Below are 16,867 nucleotides of genomic sequence, written 5' to 3' on the forward strand. Positions count from 1 at the left end.
CTAGGATTCTGATCGATCCTGCCTATGGCATAGGCCGTTAATCGGTTCAAGCTTGGCCGGGATCATCAACTGTTAGGGATCGTAATAAAGGGTGCGAATGTCATAAAAATTTCATAGGAACAGGCCTTCGCGCATGCTCCGCATGAGATCGGTGATTTTGTCGTCGGGTTTTTCCCACAAGATAATGCGCAATTCGACGACGAGATCGCCTCTGCCGCCCTCTTCGCGGGGCAATCCCTGGCCGGGAACACGGATCGTCTTGTCCGAGCCCGACCATGCCGGGATCGTCACGTTCAGCGGGCCGCTCGGTCCTTCGATACGCGCCTCGGTGCCGAGCACGGCATTTTCGATGCTGAGCGGCAGCACGGCGTGCAGATCGAAACCATCGACCGTGAAGCGCGGATCGGGTGCAATGCGAATGTTGACGACGGCGTCGCCGCGCTGCATGCCCGGCAGTTTGAAGCCCTGTCCCTTGAGCCTGATCTCGTGACCGTCGGTCGTGCCTGCCGGCAATGCGAAGCCGACTTCGCGGCCCTCCGGCAATGACGCCGTGATCCAGCCGCTCTTCAACACGTCGTCGATAGTGACCGTCGCCGTTGTCACCTCATCCGGCGCCCTTTCGAGGCCGGTGTCCTTGGCGCCGGTGAAACGGCGCACCAGATTTGTCAGGATGCTGAGTGGCAGCGACAGGTTGGCGGCGGCATTTGCCGCCGCTTCGCCCGCTTCCTCGTCGCCCTTGGTGTCGGCCTCGGCGGCGTCGCCATCCATGCGCTTGCCGGCGTCGCCCTGGGCGTTTTGTGTCTGCTGATTTTGGGCCTGCTGATATTGCGTCTGCTGGGCGCGACCCTGCGCTTGGCCGCCGGCGGCAGCCCGGGCCTGGGCGCCGAAAATGCGATCCACCATCTCATCGGCCGCCTCAGCGGAACCTGCCTGTTGCCTGGAGCCGTCGGCGGCAGCCTTCTGGGCGGCGGCGCGCGCCAGCTCTTCCATCACGCGCTCGGCATTGGCCTGCGCCGCCTTGGCGCGCACGGCCGCCTCGCGGGCGGCCTGGCGCTGCTGCATGATCGTCTGTTCGTGCTTCTTGGCTTCGGCCATCCGCAGGGCATTGTCGAACAGGCTGCGTTTGCGCGGGTCCTTCAGCGTTTCATAGGCGCGGCCGATCTCGGCGAATCGGGCCGTTGCTGTCGGATCGTCCTGATTGTGGTCGGGATGGGCTGATTTGGCCATGTTGCGCCAAGCCGCCTTGATCTCGTCTACTGCCGCGTCGCGCTTGACGCCCAGAATTTTATAAGGATCGCGCATGTTAAAACCGCCGGTGTTGCGATGCGGCAAGCCTCGTCCTTGCCCGGCATCCCCGTTCAATAAAACGTATGTGGCGCCGCCCGCTACATAGGCAGGAACAGCCACTCTCAACGCCGATCCTGCGGCGGAGTTGCTAATCACTTGTTATTTCTGTGGAGACATGTGGGGTGTTTTGCGGCGAATGGTTAGCTCTTTGCTAAGCACGCGGCAGAAAGTGGACGGGCGTTAACCTGTCGGCGACGGCGCTACCCGTCTTTTCGGGCGCGCAAAAGGACGCTGTCACACATTTGATTATGCAGAGGCAGATCAGCTTTCCCGCCGGATCAACTTTCCCGCCGGATCAACTTTCCGGCTGGAAGCTCAGAAGCTGCCAGTTGCCGCCGCCGACGAGGCAGGTCTTGCCGTAGAATTTGGCGATGCCGACATAGGAATGGCGGGTCGTGCGGAACTGCCGGCAGACCTGGCCGGACTCATTGTTCTCGACGATCGTTTCGATGACGCCGGCACTGCCGGTCGATGCGTTCGCCCAGGGAAGCGGCTGGCCCTCCAGCCTTTCCACGTCGGCCGACGTGACGGCGTTGCGCACGGTCATCTCGTCGGAGAGCGTGTCCGTGCTCGGCGGCGTCTGCGGCACGGTGCCGGTTGCCACCGACCGGTCGACCTTGGCGTCACTCAGGAAATCCATGCCGCCGCCGACGCAGCCGGAAAGCGACAACATCGCGACGCCGATGACGAAGGATGCGCTGCTGCGTCGCCGCAGCCCCTTTGTATAGCGAGATGACTTTGCTATGACTTCCACCCTGCATCCTGTCCAGTTATCAAAAGCTGGGCGAGTTTTGAATAATCCGGGGCATTTGAACCAATATGTCGGCAAACGAGTTAACAAGCGGTGACTTTACCGAAAGTGGCGAGCCCTTCAAGCTCTTTGCCGAATGGCTGAAAGAAGCGGAGGCCTCCGAGCCCAACGACCCCAATGCGGTGGCGCTGGCGACGGTCGATGAAGATGGTCTTCCGAATGTCCGCATGGTTCTCCTGAAGGGATTCGACGAAGATGGTTTCGTCTTCTACACCAATTTCGAGAGCCAGAAAGGCCGCGAAATTCTTGGCCAGAAAAAGGCCGCCATGTGCTTTCACTGGAAAAGCCTGCGCCGTCAAGTGCGGCTGCGCGGTCCCGTCGAGATCGTCACCGACGCCGAAGCCGACGCCTATTTCAAGACGCGGGCGCGCGGCAGCCGCATCGGCGCCTGGGCCTCCAAACAGTCCCGCCCGCTCGAAAGCCGTTTCGCGCTGGAGAAGGCCGTGGCCGAATATACCGCGCGTTATGCCATCGGCGAGATTCCGCGCCCCGCCTACTGGTCGGGCTTCCGCATCCGGCCGACCTCGATCGAATTCTGGAAGGACCAGAAATTCCGCCTGCATGACCGCGTCGAATTTCGCCGGCCATCACCGGAAGGCGAATGGGACAAGGTGCGGATGTATCCGTAACGGGCTTTACCGGCCCATCAGCTTCAGCGGTATGCCGGAAGCAAGCGCCGAGACGTAGCGTCGCTTCTGGTAGAAGCCGTTGAGCGAAATGCGCGGGAGATAACCGGTGAGCCGGGCTGCCGGCAGCCCGGGTTGCGTGGTGACCGCGAGGGTAAAGCCGAGATTGCGTGCGATGCGCGCCTCGCGGGCGGTCGCAGCCTCCGGCGTGCCGTAGGGGTAGGCGATCGTCTCGGGACGGATGCCGGTCACCGCCTCGAGGTAATCCGCCGAAGCCTGCATCTCGATTCGCGCTTCGGCTTCCGGCAGGCGGGCGAGCGCGCGATGGCTGATCGTATGGGCGCCAAGCGCTGCGAGCGGATGGCTGGCGAGCCAATGCAAGTCGCCAGGCCCCATTACCAGTTTGCGAACGATGTCCGTCGGCTCGATGTCGTTTTCCCGCGCCAGCAGATCGATCGCGGCGACGGCGCGCGCCTCGTCGGAGCGGTGGATATACCAGGCGAAGCGGTCGAAGGCATGCCATTGCTGCTGCAGGCTGTCGAGCACCAGGCGCTCCATGCCGCGGCCGAAATCGAAGCGGATTTCCGGCGCGTGGCGCAAGAGGATTGCCAGCGTCTCCCACCAGATACTGTGAGAGCCCTCGGCAAAACCCTTGGCGACGAACACCGTGAACGGCGCCTGATGCCGCTCGAACACCGGCAGCGCATATTCCAGATTGTTGCTGTATCCGTCGTCGAGCGTGAAGGCCGCAAACGGCTGTGCGCCCTCGGGCTCTGCCAGCAGCGCCGGCACCTGATCGAGCGGCACGAAGCGATAGCCCTGCCGCCTCAGCCGCTGCAGCGCCGCGTCGAGAAAACGCGGGGTGATTTCGAGATGCGCATTCGGTTCGAAGGACTCTAGCACGTGCGGGCGGACATGATGCAGCGTGAAGACGACGCCGCGCCCGCGCGCTTCGCGCATCAGCCCGGCCGAGCCAAGCAGCCAGGAAAGCTCGAGCCCGGCGCCGATCGCAGCGCGTTTTGCCAGTCGCTTGAATTGTCCCGTCATGCGGCGCCCGTTCCTTGCCTTTGCCGGAAACTAGCAAGTGCGGCTTAAGCCTTGCTGAATCCCAGTTTGGAACAGCTCTTTGATTTCCTGTTAACCAAGGTGATGAAAAGACTAGAAAAATGATAGGCGTTGCCTCAAAGTCGCGCCAAACTTGCGGCTTCTGTCACATTACGGCACAAACGCCGGTCTGACCGAAAGCCCGCATCGAGGGCTGCGCATCAGGGGCCAGCGCATGAAGGGCCAGCGGATGAGGGCCAGCATATGGGGGAAAGTGCATGAGAAAGCTTTTGGCGGCTGTGTTGACCGTAACGCTTGCCGTTTCGGCGCCGCTTGCGGCCCTTGCCGGCAGCGCTTCGCTGATCCTCGATGCCCGCACAGGCAAGGTTCTCGCCGCTGAAAACGCCGATACGCTGAACCATCCGGCCTCCCTGACGAAGATGATGACGCTCTATCTCACCTTCGAGGCATTGAAGCGCGGCAAGATCGCCTGGGACACCCCGATCAGGATATCGAAATACGCCGCTGCCCGGCCGCCGACCAAGCTTGGCGTCAAGGCGGGCGGCACGATCACCGTGCGCGAGGCAGTCTATGGCATGATCGTCAAATCCGCCAATGACGCCGCCTCCGCCATGGGCGAGAAGCTCGCCGGCTCGGAAAGCGGTTTTGCCCGGATGATGACGGCCAGGGCCCGCCAGCTTGGCATGAGCCGCACCGTCTTTGTCAATGCCTCCGGCCTGCCGGACGGCCGCCAGGTCACGACGGCGCGTGACATGTCGACGCTCGCCGTCGCCTTGATGAAGAATTATCCGAACGAATACCGGCTGTTTTCGATGGCAAGCTTCAATTTCCGCGGCCGAACCGTGCGCGGCCACAACAATCTCATGTACCGCTATCAGGGCATGGACGGCATCAAGACCGGTTATACCAACGCTTCCGGCTTCAACCTCGTCAGTGCGGTCAAGGACGGCAACCGCCGCGTGGTCGGCGTCGTGCTCGGCGGTCGCACCGCCCGCAGTCGCGACGCCAAGATGGCTGGTTTGCTCGACCGCTATCTCGGCCGTGCCTCATCTTCCGGCGGCGCAAAGCTGGTGGCGAGCGTCGGCGCCAAAGATACTGTCGAAGTCGCGTCCGCCGCTGACGCTTCGGATGTTCCGGTGCCGCTCAATGCTCCGCGCCAAGCCGACGATCTCGCAGCCAAGAGCCTGGCCTACGCCGATGACGCCGTCGTGCCGCTGGAGCGTCCGGTCGCGATGGACGAGATCCTGAACGCCGGCAAGACACCGAAGACATCGGCAGAGAAGACCAATGGCGACTGGCAGATCCAGATCTCGGCCGCTCCGAGCGCCGACGCCGCACGCGCGCTTCTCGCCCAGGCGAAGTCGGAAGGCGGCGCGCCACTCCTTTCCGCTTCGCCCTATACCGAGGCGGTCGGGCAGGGGGCCAACAAGATCTATCGCGCCCGCTTCGTCGGTTTCGCCAGCAAGGATGCTGCCGTCTCGGCCTGCGATGCGCTGAAGCAGCGCTCCTATGACTGCATGCTGCTGCCGGATCGCGGCTGATCGCCGCCCGGCACTCTGGGTAATCCCAGTCTGGACAATTGTTGGGAATCAGCGTCTCCTCCATAAACAAAAGGAGAACGCCCATGCTGCGCCATCTCGCCGATCAGTTCGAAATTTCTTCCTCCACCCATGTCGCAGCCAACGGCATTGAGCGTGATGCCGATTGGTTCCTTCTGAAACTACAGGAGGAAATGGGCGAGCTGACACAGGCCTGGAACCGGCTGACGGGGCGCGGCCGTGCAAAGGGGCGTTCACCGGAAGATATGCAGCAAGACCTTGCCGACGAGACCGCCGACGTTCTCGGCCACCTCCTGCTCTTCGCCCGACGCAACGATATCGACCTTGCCGCCGCGATCGAAAGGAAGTGGCTGTTTCAGCCGGCGCAGATGTCGAAGAGCTGATGCAGGGCGGCCAAAACGTGCGGCGGTTTTCGGACGACGGCATAGTCGCTTTAGGCGAGGCTGTTGGTGTTCAGCCGCATCACGATATTCCCAAAGGTTAAGTCAGCCGACCTTATGGCGGTAGAATTTGCTGTCCACCGCCATCAGCGGGAAGGCGCGGGGCAGGGCGCTCTTGGCAATCTCGCTAAAGCCGTTCTTCTCGTAGAAGCGATGCGCCGCGACGAACTTGTCCGTCGTGCCGAGGAAGATATCGGTAAGGCCGGCTTCCCTGGCATGGGCAAAGAGCCGATCGAGGAGCCGCGCCGCGACGCCGTGCTCGCGGCCGCGAACCGCAGCTGAGACGAACATCTTGCGCAGCGCCGCCTGATTATTGCCGATATCCTTGAGCCCGACGGTGCCGACGATGGCGCCATCCTTGACTGCGACCCAGAACTGTCCCTTGCCGGACTGATAGAAATCCGGGATCACCCGGAGATCCGGCTGCGCATCCGCGGTGATGTCGATGCCGAACTCCTCGCGCTGGATCGGCAGGATCACCGAAAGCACGGCATCGGCGTCATCGGCTGTGAAGGTCCTGATTTCGATGTCCGCCATCACAGAATCCTTTCGCCTCAGGTCTGAGTGCCGCCGACCGTCACCTGATCCATGCGCAGATGCGGCTGGCCGACGCCGACGGGAACCCATTGGCCGGCCTTGCCGCAATTGCCGATACCGGTATCGAGCTTCATGTCGTTGCCGATCATCGACACCCGCTTCATCGCATCCGGACCGTTGCCGATCAACATGGCGCCCTTGATCGGCGCGCCGACCTTGCCGTTCTCGATCAGATAGGCCTCGGTGCAGCCGAAGACGAACTTGCCGGAGGTGATATCAACCTGGCCGCCGCCGAAGGAGACGGCGTAGATGCCCTTCTTCACCGAGGCGATGATCTCCTCGGGCGTCTTGTCGCCGCCGAGCATATAGGTGTTGGTCATGCGCGGCATCGGCACATGGCCATAACCCTGGCGGCGACCGTTGCCGGTGGGCGCCATGCCCATTAGCCGGGCATTCTGCCGATCCTGCATATAACCGACGAGTTTGCCGTTTTCGATCAGCACGTTGTAGGCAGACGGCGTACCCTCGTCGTCGATGGTGATCGAGCCGCGGCGATTGTCGATCGTTCCGTCGTCGACGACGGTGACACCGGGAGCGGCGACCATCTGGCCGAGAAGCCCGGCGAATGCCGACGTCTTCTTGCGGTTGAAATCGCCTTCCAGCCCATGACCAACAGCCTCGTGCAGCATCACGCCCGGCCAGCCCGAGCCGAGCACGACATCCATCGTGCCCGCCGGTGCATCGATCGCCTCGAGATTGACGAGCGCCTGGCGCAGCGCCTCGTCGGCGCCGTATTGCCAGCTGCCCTCGGCGATGAAGTCGCCGAAGCCGATGCGCCCGCCGTGGCCATAGGAGCCGCTCTCCTGCCGATCGCCTTCGCCGACCATGACCGAGATATTGATGCGCGTCATCGGCCTGATGTCGCGCACACGATGTCCGTCGGCCCGCAGGATGTCGACGACCTGCCAACTCGCGGCGACCGAGGCCGTCACCTGCCGCACTTTGTCGTCCTTGCCCCTGAGATAGGCGTCGATGTCCTGCAGGACCTTGACCTTCTCCTCGAAGCTCGGCTGGCCGATCGGGTTCTCGTCGCTGTAGAATTTCTTATTGGTGCCCTGGGGCGCTGCCGCATAGGAGCCGGAATAGCCGCGCGTCACCGCGCCGACGGCATCGGCCGCCCGCTTCAGCGCCGCCACCGAGAGATCGCCGGCATGGGCATAACCCACAGCTTCGCCGGCAACGGCGCGCAGGCCGAAACCCTGTTCGGTGTTGAAGCTGCCGCCCTTGAGCCGGCCATTGTCGAAAGTCAGTGCTTCCGCCTGCGCATGCTCGATGAACAGTTCGCCGTCATCGGCGCCGGACAGAGCCTCGGCGACGCGCTTGCGCATCGTGGCTTCATCGGCATCGAAAAGCGTCAGGAGATCGGTGGTCATGATAGGGCTCCAATGGGCATGTGTTCAGGAGTGCACTTACTCCCTAGATAGGGCTCCACATAATAAGGAGTGAAGCCCCGCCGTCGAATTATTCTTTTTTAATGGGATGGGAGCGTTTCCATCGCTTTGCGCTGTGTGGCGACGCGGCTTTTTTGCATAATCACTTTGAGAGCTGATTTGTTCGAAATGTCGAGAAAATATCCGCCCCTCACCCTAACCCTCTACCCGTAAAAACGGGGCGAGGGGACGTGCCCTGCGAGAGGCTGGTGGGGGACGGAGAGGGTGCGGCATATCCCTTCGCCCCGTTTACGGGGAGAAGGTGGCGGCAGCCGGATGAGGGGCGGACCCACGGAAGCTGCCAATTGCCCTCACGGCAGGGCGTCGAAACCTTCGGCAAAGCCCTTGAGGTCGACGGGGATGCCGATGCCTTCCTCCGGGGTCTGGAAGACGATGAAGGTTGCCTGGGCGCCGCTGCGGAAGGTCTTGAGCAGCTCGTCCTCGAGCACGACCTCGGCATAGCAGCCATCGGCGAAGCAGCGGACGAAATAGGCGCGGCCGATATCCTTACCATCGACATTGAGCCCGAGGCCGTTCGGCAGCAGCACGCCGAGCGGCGCCAGCACACGGAGAATCTTCGACTTGCGGTCGGCCGTCTTCAAGACGACGACGGAAAGGCCGACCTCCGGTCGATCCTCGGCGATGACGTTCTGCATCAGCGCGCATTGTTCGGTCGCTGCACCTGCCGGCTTGTCGCAGACGACAGACCATGCGCCGTGATTGGATTTCACCGTGCCGGGCGCCGGCGGCTGCGTCTGGCCGGGCGTCACCTGTTCGACATTCGGTTTGGCGGCGCTCGGCTGTTGCGGCGCCGGAGCAGGGGTCGGCGCCGGCGCCGAAGCGGGCGGCTTGGCCTCCGACGGGGTGGGTTGCTGCTGTGCGAAAACGGGCGTCGCCGCTGCGGCCGCGATGCTGGCAGTCAGGAGAAGCGACTGCGCGAGGGAACGGAAACCCATGGAAACCTCTGGATATCGAATCATTGCGGCTATTGTTGAAGCTGCCCACCAAAAATGAAAAGCCCCACCCCGTGAAAACCGGGGGACTGCGGCGGAAATTGGACCTTTGCGAAATAATGTGTCGCGCGCGGATTGGCCGGAAAGCCGATTTTTCATATGCTGATGAAAAACTTGGTATGTTTTGCCGTTCCGGCCTGCCTATGCTTTGAGCAAAAATGCCGCATAGACAATTGCTCTGACCTGTTGCGGCGAATGCCAAACTGTGGTTTGAAGCGCTGAAGATGGCAAGGATTCTGCGTTCTATTTTGCAGGTCAAGCGCTCGAGGGAGATAATAAGGTGATGAAGAAGGCTTATGCAGCCCTGACCACGCTGGTCTGTCTGCTTTTTGCTTCCGGCACATATGCCGACCAGCCCATGCCGTGGCAGGCGACGCTGCAGCCGGCGGCAACGCCGATCATGCGGGAAATCCACTGGTTCGAACAATATACCCTGTGGTTTATCGTTCCGATCACGCTTTTCGTTCTGGCCCTGCTCATCGTCGTCTGTTTCAAGTTCCGCGCCAGTGCGAACCCGGTTCCCTCGAGGACGAGCCACAACACGCTGATCGAGATTGCCTGGACCGTGGGGCCGGTTCTGGTGCTGCTTCTTCTCGCCATTCCTTCGTTCAACCTGCTGACCGCGCAGCTGACGCTGCCGGAAAATCCCGACGTGACGATCAAGGCGACCGCCACCCAGTGGCAGTGGAACTACGAATATGAAGGTTCGGGCGAAAGCCCGCTGGCTTTCGATTCCTACCTCTTGAAGGATCAGGACCGCGCCGCCGCCGGCAAGGAAGACAAGTCGATCTATCCCAGACTTCTCGCCGTCGACAACGAGCTGGTCCTGCCGGTCAACAAGACGGTCCGCGTTCTCGTGACCTCGGCGCCGACCGACGTCATCCACGCCTTCGCCATGCCGTCCTTCGGCGTCAAGATCGATGCCGTGCCGGGCCGCCTGAACGAGACCTGGTTCAGGGCCGAGCGCGAAGGCCTGTTCTACGGCCAGTGTTCCGAACTCTGCGGCAAGGACCATGCGTTCATGCCGATCGCCATCCGCGTCGTCTCCGAGGACAAGTACAAGCAGTGGCTGACCGCAGCCGCCAGCGACCTGCCCGGCGCCTACAAGACACTCATGGCCGCAACCGATGGTCCCGCAAAGACCCTCGACGTCGCCGAAGCACAGTAATTAAGGGGATCGGGACAATGGCTGGACCTTCCGCTCACGACGATCATTCTCATGCTCACGATCGCACGCATGGCGATCACGCCGCCCATCATGACCACGCGCATGACGACCACGATCACGGCCACAAGCCGAGCTTTGCCAATCGCTGGCTGTTCTCGACGAACCACAAGGACATCGGCACGCTCTACCTGATCTTCGCGATCATTGCCGGCATCATCGGCGGCGCACTGTCGGTTGCCATGCGCATGGAACTGCAGGAACCTGGCATCCAGATCTTCCACGGCCTGGCCTCGATGGTCTACGGCTATGAGGGCGATGCCGCGATCGACGGCGCCAAGCAGATGTTCAACATGTTCACCACAGCGCACGCGCTGATCATGATCTTCTTCATGGTCATGCCGGCGATGATCGGCGGTTTCGCCAACTGGATGGTGCCGATCATGATCGGCGCGCCGGATATGGCCTTCCCGCGCCTCAACAACATCTCCTTCTGGCTGATCGTTCCCGCTTTCGCGCTGCTGCTGCTGTCGATGTTCGTCGAAGGCCCGGCAGGCGCCTACGGCACGGGCGGCGGCTGGACGATGTATCCGCCGCTGGCGACGAGCGGCACGCCGGGACCGGCGGTCGACCTTGCGATTTTCGCGCTCCACATTGCCGGCGCCTCGTCGATCCTCGGTGCGATCAACTTCATCACCACGATCCTCAACATGCGCGCTCCCGGCATGACGCTGCACAAGATGCCGCTGTTTGCCTGGTCCGTGCTGATCACCGCCTTCCTGCTGCTGCTGTCGCTGCCGGTTCTGGCAGGCGGCATCACCATGTTGCTCACCGACCGCAACTTCGGCACCTCCTTCTTCTCTCCGGAAGGCGGCGGCGACCCGATCCTCTACCAGCACCTGTTCTGGTTTTTCGGTCACCCCGAGGTCTACATCCTCATCCTGCCGGGCTTCGGCATGGTCAGCCACATCATCTCGACTTTCTCGAAGAAGCCGATCTTCGGCTATCTCGGCATGGCCTATGCCATGGTCGCGATCGGCGCCGTCGGCTTCGTCGTCTGGGCTCACCACATGTACACGGTCGGCCTGTCGCTCGATGCGCAGCGCTACTTCGTCTTCGCGACGATGGTCATCGCCGTTCCGACGGGCGTGAAGATCTTCTCCTGGATCGCGACGATGTGGGGCGGCTCGATCTCGTTCCGCACGCCGATGCTCTGGGCGATCGGCTTCATCTTCCTGTTCACGGTCGGCGGCGTCACCGGCGTCCAGCTTGCCAATGCCGGTCTCGACCGGTCGCTGCATGACACTTATTACGTCGTGGCCCACTTCCATTACGTTCTGTCGCTCGGCGCCGTCTTTGCGATCTTCGCCGGCTGGTACTACTGGTTCCCGAAGATGACCGGCTACATGTACAACGAGTTCGTCGGCAAGCTGCATTTCTGGGTCATGTTCATCGGCGTCAACCTAGTGTTCTTCCCGCAGCATTTCCTCGGCCTCGCCGGCATGCCGCGCCGCTATATCGATTATCCGGATGCCTTTGCCGGCTGGAACTACGTGTCCTCGATCGGCTCCTACATCTCGGCCTTCGGTGTGCTGATCTTCCTCTTCGGCGTCTTCGAAGCCTTCGCCAGGAAGCGCGTCGCCGGCGACAATCCGTGGGGTGAGGGTGCAACGACGCTCGAATGGCAGCTGCCTTCGCCGCCGCCCTATCACCAGTGGGAACAGCTTCCGCGCATCAAGTAATTTGCGCGGACATCGGGACGCCGCATGCGGTACGGCGTCCTGATGGTAAGACATTCAGGACGGAATGATGACGGTCATCGACAATCACGAGGTGCTTGCAAAGGACGGCGAATTGTCGGAAGCGAGTGCGCGCGATTATTTCGAATTGCTGAAGCCACGAGTGATGTCGCTCGTGGTCTTCACAGCCTTTGCCGGTCTCGTGCTGGCGCCGGGCCACATCCATCCCGTCCTCGGCCTGATCGCCATTCTCTGCATCGCCGTCGGCGCCGGCGCCTCCGGCGCGCTGAACATGTGGTATGACGCCGATATCGACGCCATCATGAGCCGCACGGCCAACCGTCCGATCCCGGCCGGCCGCATCGCGCCGTCGGAGGCTCTCGCCTTCGGCCTGGTGCTGTCAGGCTTCTCAGTCGTGATCCTCGGCCTTGCGGTCAACTGGCTCTCGGCCGGCATCCTCGCCTTCACTATCTTCTTCTATGCCGTCGTCTACACCATGTGGCTGAAGCGCTCGACGCCGCAGAACATCGTCATCGGCGGTGCTGCCGGCGCCTTCCCGCCGATGATCGGCTGGGCTTGCGTGACCAATAGCGTGACGATCGAGAGCACCGTTCTCTTCCTCATCATCTTCCTTTGGACGCCGGCGCATTTCTGGGCGCTGGCGCTCTTCAAGATGCGCGATTACGAGGCCGTCGGCGTGCCGATGCTGCCGAACGTCGCCGGCGAACGGGTGACCAAGCATCAGATCGTCGCTTATGCGGTGCTGACCGCCGTCTGCGCGGTATTGCCGTCCTTCCTCGGTTTCGCCAGCTTCGGCTACGGCCTCGTTGCTGCCGCCCTCGGCGCGATCTTCATATACTGTTCCATCGCCGTCTGGCGCATGCCCGACGGCGATCTGAAGATGATCCCGGCAAAGAAGCTGTTCGGCTTTTCGATCTTCTATCTCTTTGCCGTGTTCTCCGCCTTGATGATCGACCGGCTGGCCTTGCTGCTGGTCTCGCATGCGGGAGGTTGGTTCTGATGGAATTGGTCAAGCTTACGGAAAAGCAGCGCAAGTCGCGCCGCAACCGCAACGTCGCGCTGGGGCTGGTGCTTGCCGGCCTCGTCATCCTGTTCTACGCGATCACTATCGTGAAGATCGGCGGGGGAATGGCTGGATGAGCGACAACGCCGGTATACCGAAGAAGCAGGGGCGCAACAACGGCGCCGTCGTGATGATGTGCCTGAGCTTCGTCTTCGGCATGGGCGCGATGAGTTATGCCGCCGTGCCGCTCTATCGCATCTTCTGCCAGGTGACCGGCTATAACGGCACGACGCAGCGCGTCGACCAAGTGTCGAGCGTCGTGCTCGACCGCACGATGCGCGTCACCTTCGACGCCAATGTCGCCCCCGGTCTGCAATGGGAATTCAAGCCGGTCCAGCGCGAGGTCAATCCGAAGATCGGCGAAACGATCCAGGTCAATTTCACCGCCGAGAATCGTTCGAACGAGACCCAGCGCGGCCAGGCGGTTTTCAACGTCACCCCCGGCGAAGCGGGCGTCTATTTCAACAAGGTGCAATGTTTCTGCTTTACGGAAACGGACCTGAAGCCGGGCGAGAAGCTCGACATGCCGGTCGTGTTCTACATCGATCCGGAAATCGTCAAGGCCGTGGAATCCAAGGATATCCACACGGTTACGCTGTCATATACGTTCTACCCGAAAGAGGGTCCGAAGCCGGTGGCTTCGAATGAGGGTGGAGCGGAGAAGATTGAAAAGAAACTTTGATCAAGGCTCGTTTCCGGCTATGCCGGGAGCGGAGTGAAGGAAGACATCCGGGGATAGCTACATGGCCGATGCTCACCAGAAGAATCACGACTATCACATCATCGATCCGAGCCCGTGGCCGATTATCGCTTCGCTCGGCGCCTTCCTCATGGCGATCGGCGGCGTCTGCTACATGCGCTACCTGAACGGCGGTTCGTTCAAGGTCGCCGGTGCCGAGCTCGCCAATCCCTGGCTCTTTTATATCGGCTTCGCGCTGGTGCTCTACGTGATGTATGGCTGGTGGGCCGATACGGTGAAGGAAGCCCATGAGGGTGCCCACACCCGCGTCGTCTCGCTGCATCTGCGCTACGGCATGATCATGTTCATCGCTTCGGAAGTGATGTTCTTCGTCGCCTGGTTCTGGGCCTATTTCGACGCCAGCCTGTTTCCGAACGAGGCGATCCAGGCCTCGCGCCTGGCCTATACCGGCGGCGTCTGGCCGCCGAAGGGCATCGAGGTTCTCGATCCCTGGCACCTGCCGATCTATAACACCGTCATCCTGCTCCTGTCGGGCACGACGGTCACCTGGGCGCACCACGCGCTGCTGCACAACGACCGCAAAGGCCTGATTCAGGGCCTGACGCTGACGGTGCTGCTCGGCGTGTTGTTCTCCTCCGTCCAGGCCTATGAATATGCCCACGCGCCCTTCGCCTTCAAGAATTCGATCTACGGCGCGACCTTCTTCATGGCGACCGGCTTCCACGGTTTCCACGTCCTCGTCGGCACGATCTTCCTGGGTGTCTGCCTGATCCGTGCGCTGCGCGGCGACTTCACCCCGAAGCAGCATTTCGGCTTCGAGGCGGCCGCCTGGTACTGGCACTTCGTCGACGTCGTCTGGCTGTTCCTGTTCTTCTGCATCTACGTCTGGGGCGGCTGGGGCGCACCCGTCGCAGCCGGCTGATCGGAACGATAGTCAAGCAAAAGGCGGGCCTGGTGCCCGCCTTTTTTGTTGGTGGGGTCCGCGACAGCCCGCACCTTTTCGGAGACCAGAGGGACGCGCCATCCGGGCGGGCGAGGAACGGAGAGGCTCCGGCATGTCTCCTCTTCTCCCCAGCGGGGAGAAGGTGGCCCGAAGGGTCGGATGAGGGGGCCACACGGCACGCCCTCTCATCTTAACTATCCGCTATGTCGACGCGAATGCGTTCGAATCCGCATGAATATTGTTGGAAAGACCGGCTTCGCCGGCCCCCTCATCCGCCCTACGGGCACCTTCTCCCCGCTGGGGAGAAGAGGGATTCGAGACGCTGCGGCATATCCCCTTCGCCCCGTTTACGGGGAGAAGGTGGCGGCAGCCGGATGAGGGGCGCCATCGGCAATCTCTTCGGCCGAGGTAAGGGCTCCGTGCCCGCTTTTATCGCCTCAGCGCGCCCCGGCGATCCGTTCGAAGGCCGAAGGCGCGGGAATGCCGAGATCCAACTGGTGGCGGATCGCTTCGGCGCATTCGAGCGGCGTCAGCACCGACGTATCGACCTCCATATCGTAGATGCCGGGGCGATGAACCTCATCCTGCCAGCGTTGCACCGGTTCTGGAACGGGCACGTCCTCCGTGGCGCTGAGATAAAGCGTCTCGCGCCCTTCCTGGGCAATCTCGCGCCGCTGCATGATCGTCTCGATCGGACAGCGCACGCCAACGAACAGCACTGGAAAGTCTTCCAGTCGCCGGGCGCAATCGCCGAGGATGCCGAGCGGCTGCGAATAGCTGTCATGGTGGCCGAGATCGGCGATGACATTGAGCCCCAGGCTGGCATGGATGGCGATCGATTCGTAGAGCGCCGCATAAAAGAACGGCACCAGTTCCTCCAAGTCCGGCCGCTCGCCGCCTGGCCGCAGTCCGATGCCCGGCAGATAACGCTTCGGTGTCATAGCATTGTAGCCGTCGACGCCGAGGTTGATCCACGGTCCCTCGAATTCGTCCTGGATTGCGCGCGCAATGCTGGATTTGCCGCTCCGCGGCGCGCCGTTCAGGATAATGATCTGTACGGAATGGCTATCATCGGTCATCAGTTCTTCTTCTGTTTGGCGCGAATCACTCGGCGGAGACCGCGCAGGCCTTTCCATCCGGGATGCAAATACTTTATGGGAGAGTTAAGGCAGCGTGGAGCGCCTAAAAGGAATTGCCATGAACGAGGACAGCGCCCATTTTCCCCCCGTCGATCCGGTGAAGACCGGCATCAAGGGCTGCTGCCCGCGCTGCGGCCAGGGCAAGCTCTTCGATGGCCTGCTCGGCGTGAAGCCGCGCTGTGCTGCCTGCGGCCTCGATTATTCCTTTGCCGATTCCGGTGACGGCCCGGCCGTCTTCGTCATTCTCATCGTCGGCTTCATCGTCATCGGCATGGTGCTGTGGCTGCAGGTGAATTACGGGCCGCCGATTTGGGTGCATATCCTGCTCTTCGCGCCGCTGACGATTATCCTGTCGCTGCTGACGCTGCGCTGGTTCAAAGGCATCCTGATCGCCATGCAATACCGCCATAATGCCCGCGAAGGACGCCTGAGTGACTGATATCGATCATGCCGCGCCGCGCCGCCGGCTGCCTGTCTTGACCGGCATCCTGGTGCTGATCGCCCTTGCCATCCTGATTTCGCTGGGCACCTGGCAGGTGGAGCGCCTGCACTGGAAAGAGGGCCTGATCGCCGATATTGCTGCGCGGCAGGCAGCAGCCCCCGTGCCGCTCGCCGACATCGAGGCGACGGCGGCTGCAGGCGGCGACATCGAATACCGCAAGGTCACCGCCACCGGCCGCTATATCAACAACAAGGAGCGGCACTTCTTCGCCACCTGGGGCGGCCAGACCGGCTTTTATGTCTATACGCCGCTGGAGCTTGCCGACGGGCGCATTCTCTTCGTCAATCGCGGCTTCGTTCCCTATGACAACAAGGAGCCGGAAACGCGCATGCAGGGCCAGCTGACGGATCAGCAGACTGTCACCGGCCTGGCGCGCGAAAAGCTTCCCGGCAAGCCTTCCTGGGTGGTGCCCGATAACGACGTCGCCAAGAACATCTTCTACTGGAAGGATCTTGACGTCATGGCCGAGAGCGTCGGCCTCGAGAAAGCGAAGGTCGTTCCCTTTTTCGTCGATGCCGATTCCACCCTGAATCCGGCCGGCCTGCCGATCGGCGGCGTTACCCAGGTGGATCTGCCGAACGACCATCTGCAATATGCTTTCACCTGGTACGGGCTGGCCGCGGTGCTCACCGCGGTGGTGGCGATCTCCTGGTTCCGCAAACCCGGCACGCAGCCTCGGCAATAGTATCGCTTCAATTCCCGGTCAT

Annotated in this window: 18 protein-coding genes and 1 pseudogene; 11 read left to right on the forward strand and 8 right to left on the reverse strand. The window is 62.0% G+C overall.

All coding sequences use genetic code 11. The annotated features are described in order from the left end of the window. Nucleotides 1-111: 111 nt before the first annotated feature. Both N1937_RS03270 and N1937_RS03275 read right to left on the reverse strand, forming a co-directional pair. The gene (locus N1937_RS03270; RefSeq protein WP_260057451.1) at nucleotides 112-1,332 is read right to left on the reverse strand and encodes a J domain-containing protein; all 1,221 of its coding nucleotides are present in this window, start codon (nucleotides 1,330-1,332) and stop codon (nucleotides 112-114) included. Between the two features lie 310 nt (nucleotides 1,333-1,642). Beyond that, nucleotides 1,643-2,101: an RT0821/Lpp0805 family surface protein gene (locus tag N1937_RS03275; RefSeq protein WP_017963102.1), complete on the reverse strand. Its 459-nt coding sequence runs from the start codon at nucleotides 2,099-2,101 to the stop codon at nucleotides 1,643-1,645. 65 nt (nucleotides 2,102-2,166) lie between these two features. Here N1937_RS03275 and pdxH point away from each other — a divergent pair, with 65 nt between their 5' ends. Continuing rightward, nucleotides 2,167-2,787 carry a pyridoxamine 5'-phosphate oxidase gene (gene pdxH / locus N1937_RS03280; RefSeq protein WP_260057452.1) on the forward strand — a complete coding sequence of 207 codons (621 nt, stop codon included), beginning with the start codon at nucleotides 2,167-2,169 and terminating at the stop codon, nucleotides 2,785-2,787. Between the two features lie 6 nt (nucleotides 2,788-2,793). Here pdxH and N1937_RS03285 read toward each other — a convergent pair whose 3' ends face one another. Then, nucleotides 2,794-3,831, reverse strand: coding sequence for a polysaccharide deacetylase family protein (locus N1937_RS03285; RefSeq protein WP_260057453.1), 1,038 nt, complete (start codon nucleotides 3,829-3,831; stop codon nucleotides 2,794-2,796). A gap of 275 nt (nucleotides 3,832-4,106) precedes the next feature. On the opposite strand from N1937_RS03285, the gene N1937_RS03290 reads away from it, so the two are divergent. Next, nucleotides 4,107-5,390 (forward strand): D-alanyl-D-alanine carboxypeptidase family protein, encoded by a 1,284-nt coding sequence (locus N1937_RS03290; protein ID WP_260057454.1) that lies wholly within the window; start codon nucleotides 4,107-4,109, stop codon nucleotides 5,388-5,390. 83 nt (nucleotides 5,391-5,473) lie between these two features. Then, on the forward strand, nucleotides 5,474-5,791 hold the full coding sequence (locus N1937_RS03295) for a MazG nucleotide pyrophosphohydrolase domain-containing protein (RefSeq protein WP_170282408.1): 318 nt from the start codon (nucleotides 5,474-5,476) through the stop codon (nucleotides 5,789-5,791). Between the two features lie 102 nt (nucleotides 5,792-5,893). Here N1937_RS03295 and N1937_RS03300 read toward each other — a convergent pair whose 3' ends face one another. From N1937_RS03300 to N1937_RS03310, 3 genes are all read right to left on the reverse strand, one after another. After that, a complete protein-coding gene (locus N1937_RS03300; RefSeq protein ID WP_260057455.1) occupies nucleotides 5,894-6,385 on the reverse strand; it encodes a GNAT family N-acetyltransferase in 492 nt (163 codons plus the stop codon). A gap of 17 nt (nucleotides 6,386-6,402) precedes the next feature. Next, nucleotides 6,403-7,818, reverse strand: coding sequence for a metalloprotease TldD (tldD, locus tag N1937_RS03305; RefSeq protein ID WP_260057456.1), 1,416 nt, complete (start codon nucleotides 7,816-7,818; stop codon nucleotides 6,403-6,405). A gap of 368 nt (nucleotides 7,819-8,186) precedes the next feature. Then, entirely contained in the window at nucleotides 8,187-8,855 is a 669-nt protein-coding gene (locus N1937_RS03310; RefSeq protein ID WP_260057457.1) for an invasion associated locus B family protein, read from the reverse strand. Nucleotides 8,856-9,171: 316 nt separating this feature from the next. On the opposite strand from N1937_RS03310, the gene coxB reads away from it, so the two are divergent. The 6 genes from coxB to N1937_RS03340 all read left to right on the forward strand — a co-directional run bounded on the left by coxB (nucleotide 9,172) and on the right by N1937_RS03340 (nucleotide 14,498). After that, on the forward strand, nucleotides 9,172-10,056 hold the full coding sequence (gene coxB, locus N1937_RS03315; RefSeq protein WP_260057458.1) for a cytochrome c oxidase subunit II: 885 nt from the start codon (nucleotides 9,172-9,174) through the stop codon (nucleotides 10,054-10,056). Nucleotides 10,057-10,073: 17 nt separating this feature from the next. Next, the gene (ctaD, locus tag N1937_RS03320; protein ID WP_260057459.1) at nucleotides 10,074-11,795 is read left to right on the forward strand and encodes a cytochrome c oxidase subunit I; all 1,722 of its coding nucleotides are present in this window, start codon (nucleotides 10,074-10,076) and stop codon (nucleotides 11,793-11,795) included. A 67-nt stretch (nucleotides 11,796-11,862) separates the two neighbouring features. Then, complete coding sequence (locus N1937_RS03325; protein WP_162118296.1) at nucleotides 11,863-12,813, forward strand: heme o synthase; 951 nt, start codon at nucleotides 11,863-11,865, stop codon at nucleotides 12,811-12,813. Further along, nucleotides 12,813-12,953 carry a hypothetical protein gene (locus N1937_RS03330; RefSeq protein ID WP_260057460.1) on the forward strand — a complete coding sequence of 47 codons (141 nt, stop codon included), beginning with the start codon at nucleotides 12,813-12,815 and terminating at the stop codon, nucleotides 12,951-12,953. Before N1937_RS03325 ends, N1937_RS03330 begins: the two co-directional genes overlap by 1 nt. After that, on the forward strand, nucleotides 12,950-13,558 hold the full coding sequence (locus tag N1937_RS03335) for a cytochrome c oxidase assembly protein (protein ID WP_260057461.1): 609 nt from the start codon (nucleotides 12,950-12,952) through the stop codon (nucleotides 13,556-13,558). The genes N1937_RS03330 and N1937_RS03335 overlap by 4 nt, the downstream gene beginning before the upstream one ends. Before the next feature lie 61 nt (nucleotides 13,559-13,619). Then, the gene (locus tag N1937_RS03340; RefSeq protein WP_017963115.1) at nucleotides 13,620-14,498 is read left to right on the forward strand and encodes a cytochrome c oxidase subunit 3; all 879 of its coding nucleotides are present in this window, start codon (nucleotides 13,620-13,622) and stop codon (nucleotides 14,496-14,498) included. A 94-nt stretch (nucleotides 14,499-14,592) separates the two neighbouring features. Here the strand turns inward: N1937_RS03340 and N1937_RS31500 are convergent. Then, nucleotides 14,593-14,691, reverse strand: a pseudogene (locus N1937_RS31500) (endonuclease domain-containing protein); the annotation flags it as partial. Between the two features lie 265 nt (nucleotides 14,692-14,956). Beyond that, entirely contained in the window at nucleotides 14,957-15,598 is a 642-nt protein-coding gene (locus tag N1937_RS03345) for a chloramphenicol phosphotransferase CPT family protein (RefSeq protein ID WP_170263298.1), read from the reverse strand. A gap of 118 nt (nucleotides 15,599-15,716) precedes the next feature. On the opposite strand from N1937_RS03345, the gene N1937_RS03350 reads away from it, so the two are divergent. Next, complete coding sequence (locus tag N1937_RS03350; RefSeq protein WP_003545995.1) at nucleotides 15,717-16,097, forward strand: DUF983 domain-containing protein; 381 nt, start codon at nucleotides 15,717-15,719, stop codon at nucleotides 16,095-16,097. Continuing rightward, entirely contained in the window at nucleotides 16,090-16,845 is a 756-nt protein-coding gene (locus tag N1937_RS03355; RefSeq protein ID WP_260057462.1) for an SURF1 family protein, read from the forward strand. Before N1937_RS03350 ends, N1937_RS03355 begins: the two co-directional genes overlap by 8 nt. Nucleotides 16,846-16,867: the final 22 nt, after the last annotated feature.

The organism is Rhizobium sp. WSM4643 (assembly GCF_025152745.1).
Taxonomy (GTDB): Bacteria; Pseudomonadota; Alphaproteobacteria; order Rhizobiales; family Rhizobiaceae; genus Rhizobium; species Rhizobium leguminosarum_I.

Bases quoted from the DNA above. Each gene is read 5' to 3' on its own strand.
- pdxH (WP_260057452.1), top strand. From the start codon at position 2,167: ATGTCGGCAAACGAGTTAACAAGCGGTGACTTTACCGAAAGTGGCGAG.
- N1937_RS03285 (WP_260057453.1), bottom strand. From the start codon at position 3,831: ATGACGGGACAATTCAAGCGACTGGCAAAACGCGCTGCGATCGGCGCC.
- N1937_RS03290 (WP_260057454.1), top strand. From the start codon at position 4,107: ATGAGAAAGCTTTTGGCGGCTGTGTTGACCGTAACGCTTGCCGTTTCG.
- N1937_RS03295 (WP_170282408.1), top strand. From the start codon at position 5,474: ATGCTGCGCCATCTCGCCGATCAGTTCGAAATTTCTTCCTCCACCCAT.
- N1937_RS03300 (WP_260057455.1), bottom strand. From the start codon at position 6,385: ATGGCGGACATCGAAATCAGGACCTTCACAGCCGATGACGCCGATGCC.
- tldD (WP_260057456.1), bottom strand. From the start codon at position 7,818: ATGACCACCGATCTCCTGACGCTTTTCGATGCCGATGAAGCCACGATG.
- N1937_RS03310 (WP_260057457.1), bottom strand. From the start codon at position 8,855: ATGATTCGATATCCAGAGGTTTCCATGGGTTTCCGTTCCCTCGCGCAG.
- coxB (WP_260057458.1), top strand. From the start codon at position 9,172: ATGAAGAAGGCTTATGCAGCCCTGACCACGCTGGTCTGTCTGCTTTTT.
- ctaD (WP_260057459.1), top strand. From the start codon at position 10,074: ATGGCTGGACCTTCCGCTCACGACGATCATTCTCATGCTCACGATCGC.
- N1937_RS03325 (WP_162118296.1), top strand. From the start codon at position 11,863: ATGACGGTCATCGACAATCACGAGGTGCTTGCAAAGGACGGCGAATTG.
- N1937_RS03330 (WP_260057460.1), top strand. From the start codon at position 12,813: ATGGAATTGGTCAAGCTTACGGAAAAGCAGCGCAAGTCGCGCCGCAAC.
- N1937_RS03335 (WP_260057461.1), top strand. From the start codon at position 12,950: ATGAGCGACAACGCCGGTATACCGAAGAAGCAGGGGCGCAACAACGGC.
- N1937_RS03340 (WP_017963115.1), top strand. From the start codon at position 13,620: ATGGCCGATGCTCACCAGAAGAATCACGACTATCACATCATCGATCCG.
- N1937_RS03345 (WP_170263298.1), bottom strand. From the start codon at position 15,598: ATGACCGATGATAGCCATTCCGTACAGATCATTATCCTGAACGGCGCG.
- N1937_RS03350 (WP_003545995.1), top strand. From the start codon at position 15,717: ATGAACGAGGACAGCGCCCATTTTCCCCCCGTCGATCCGGTGAAGACC.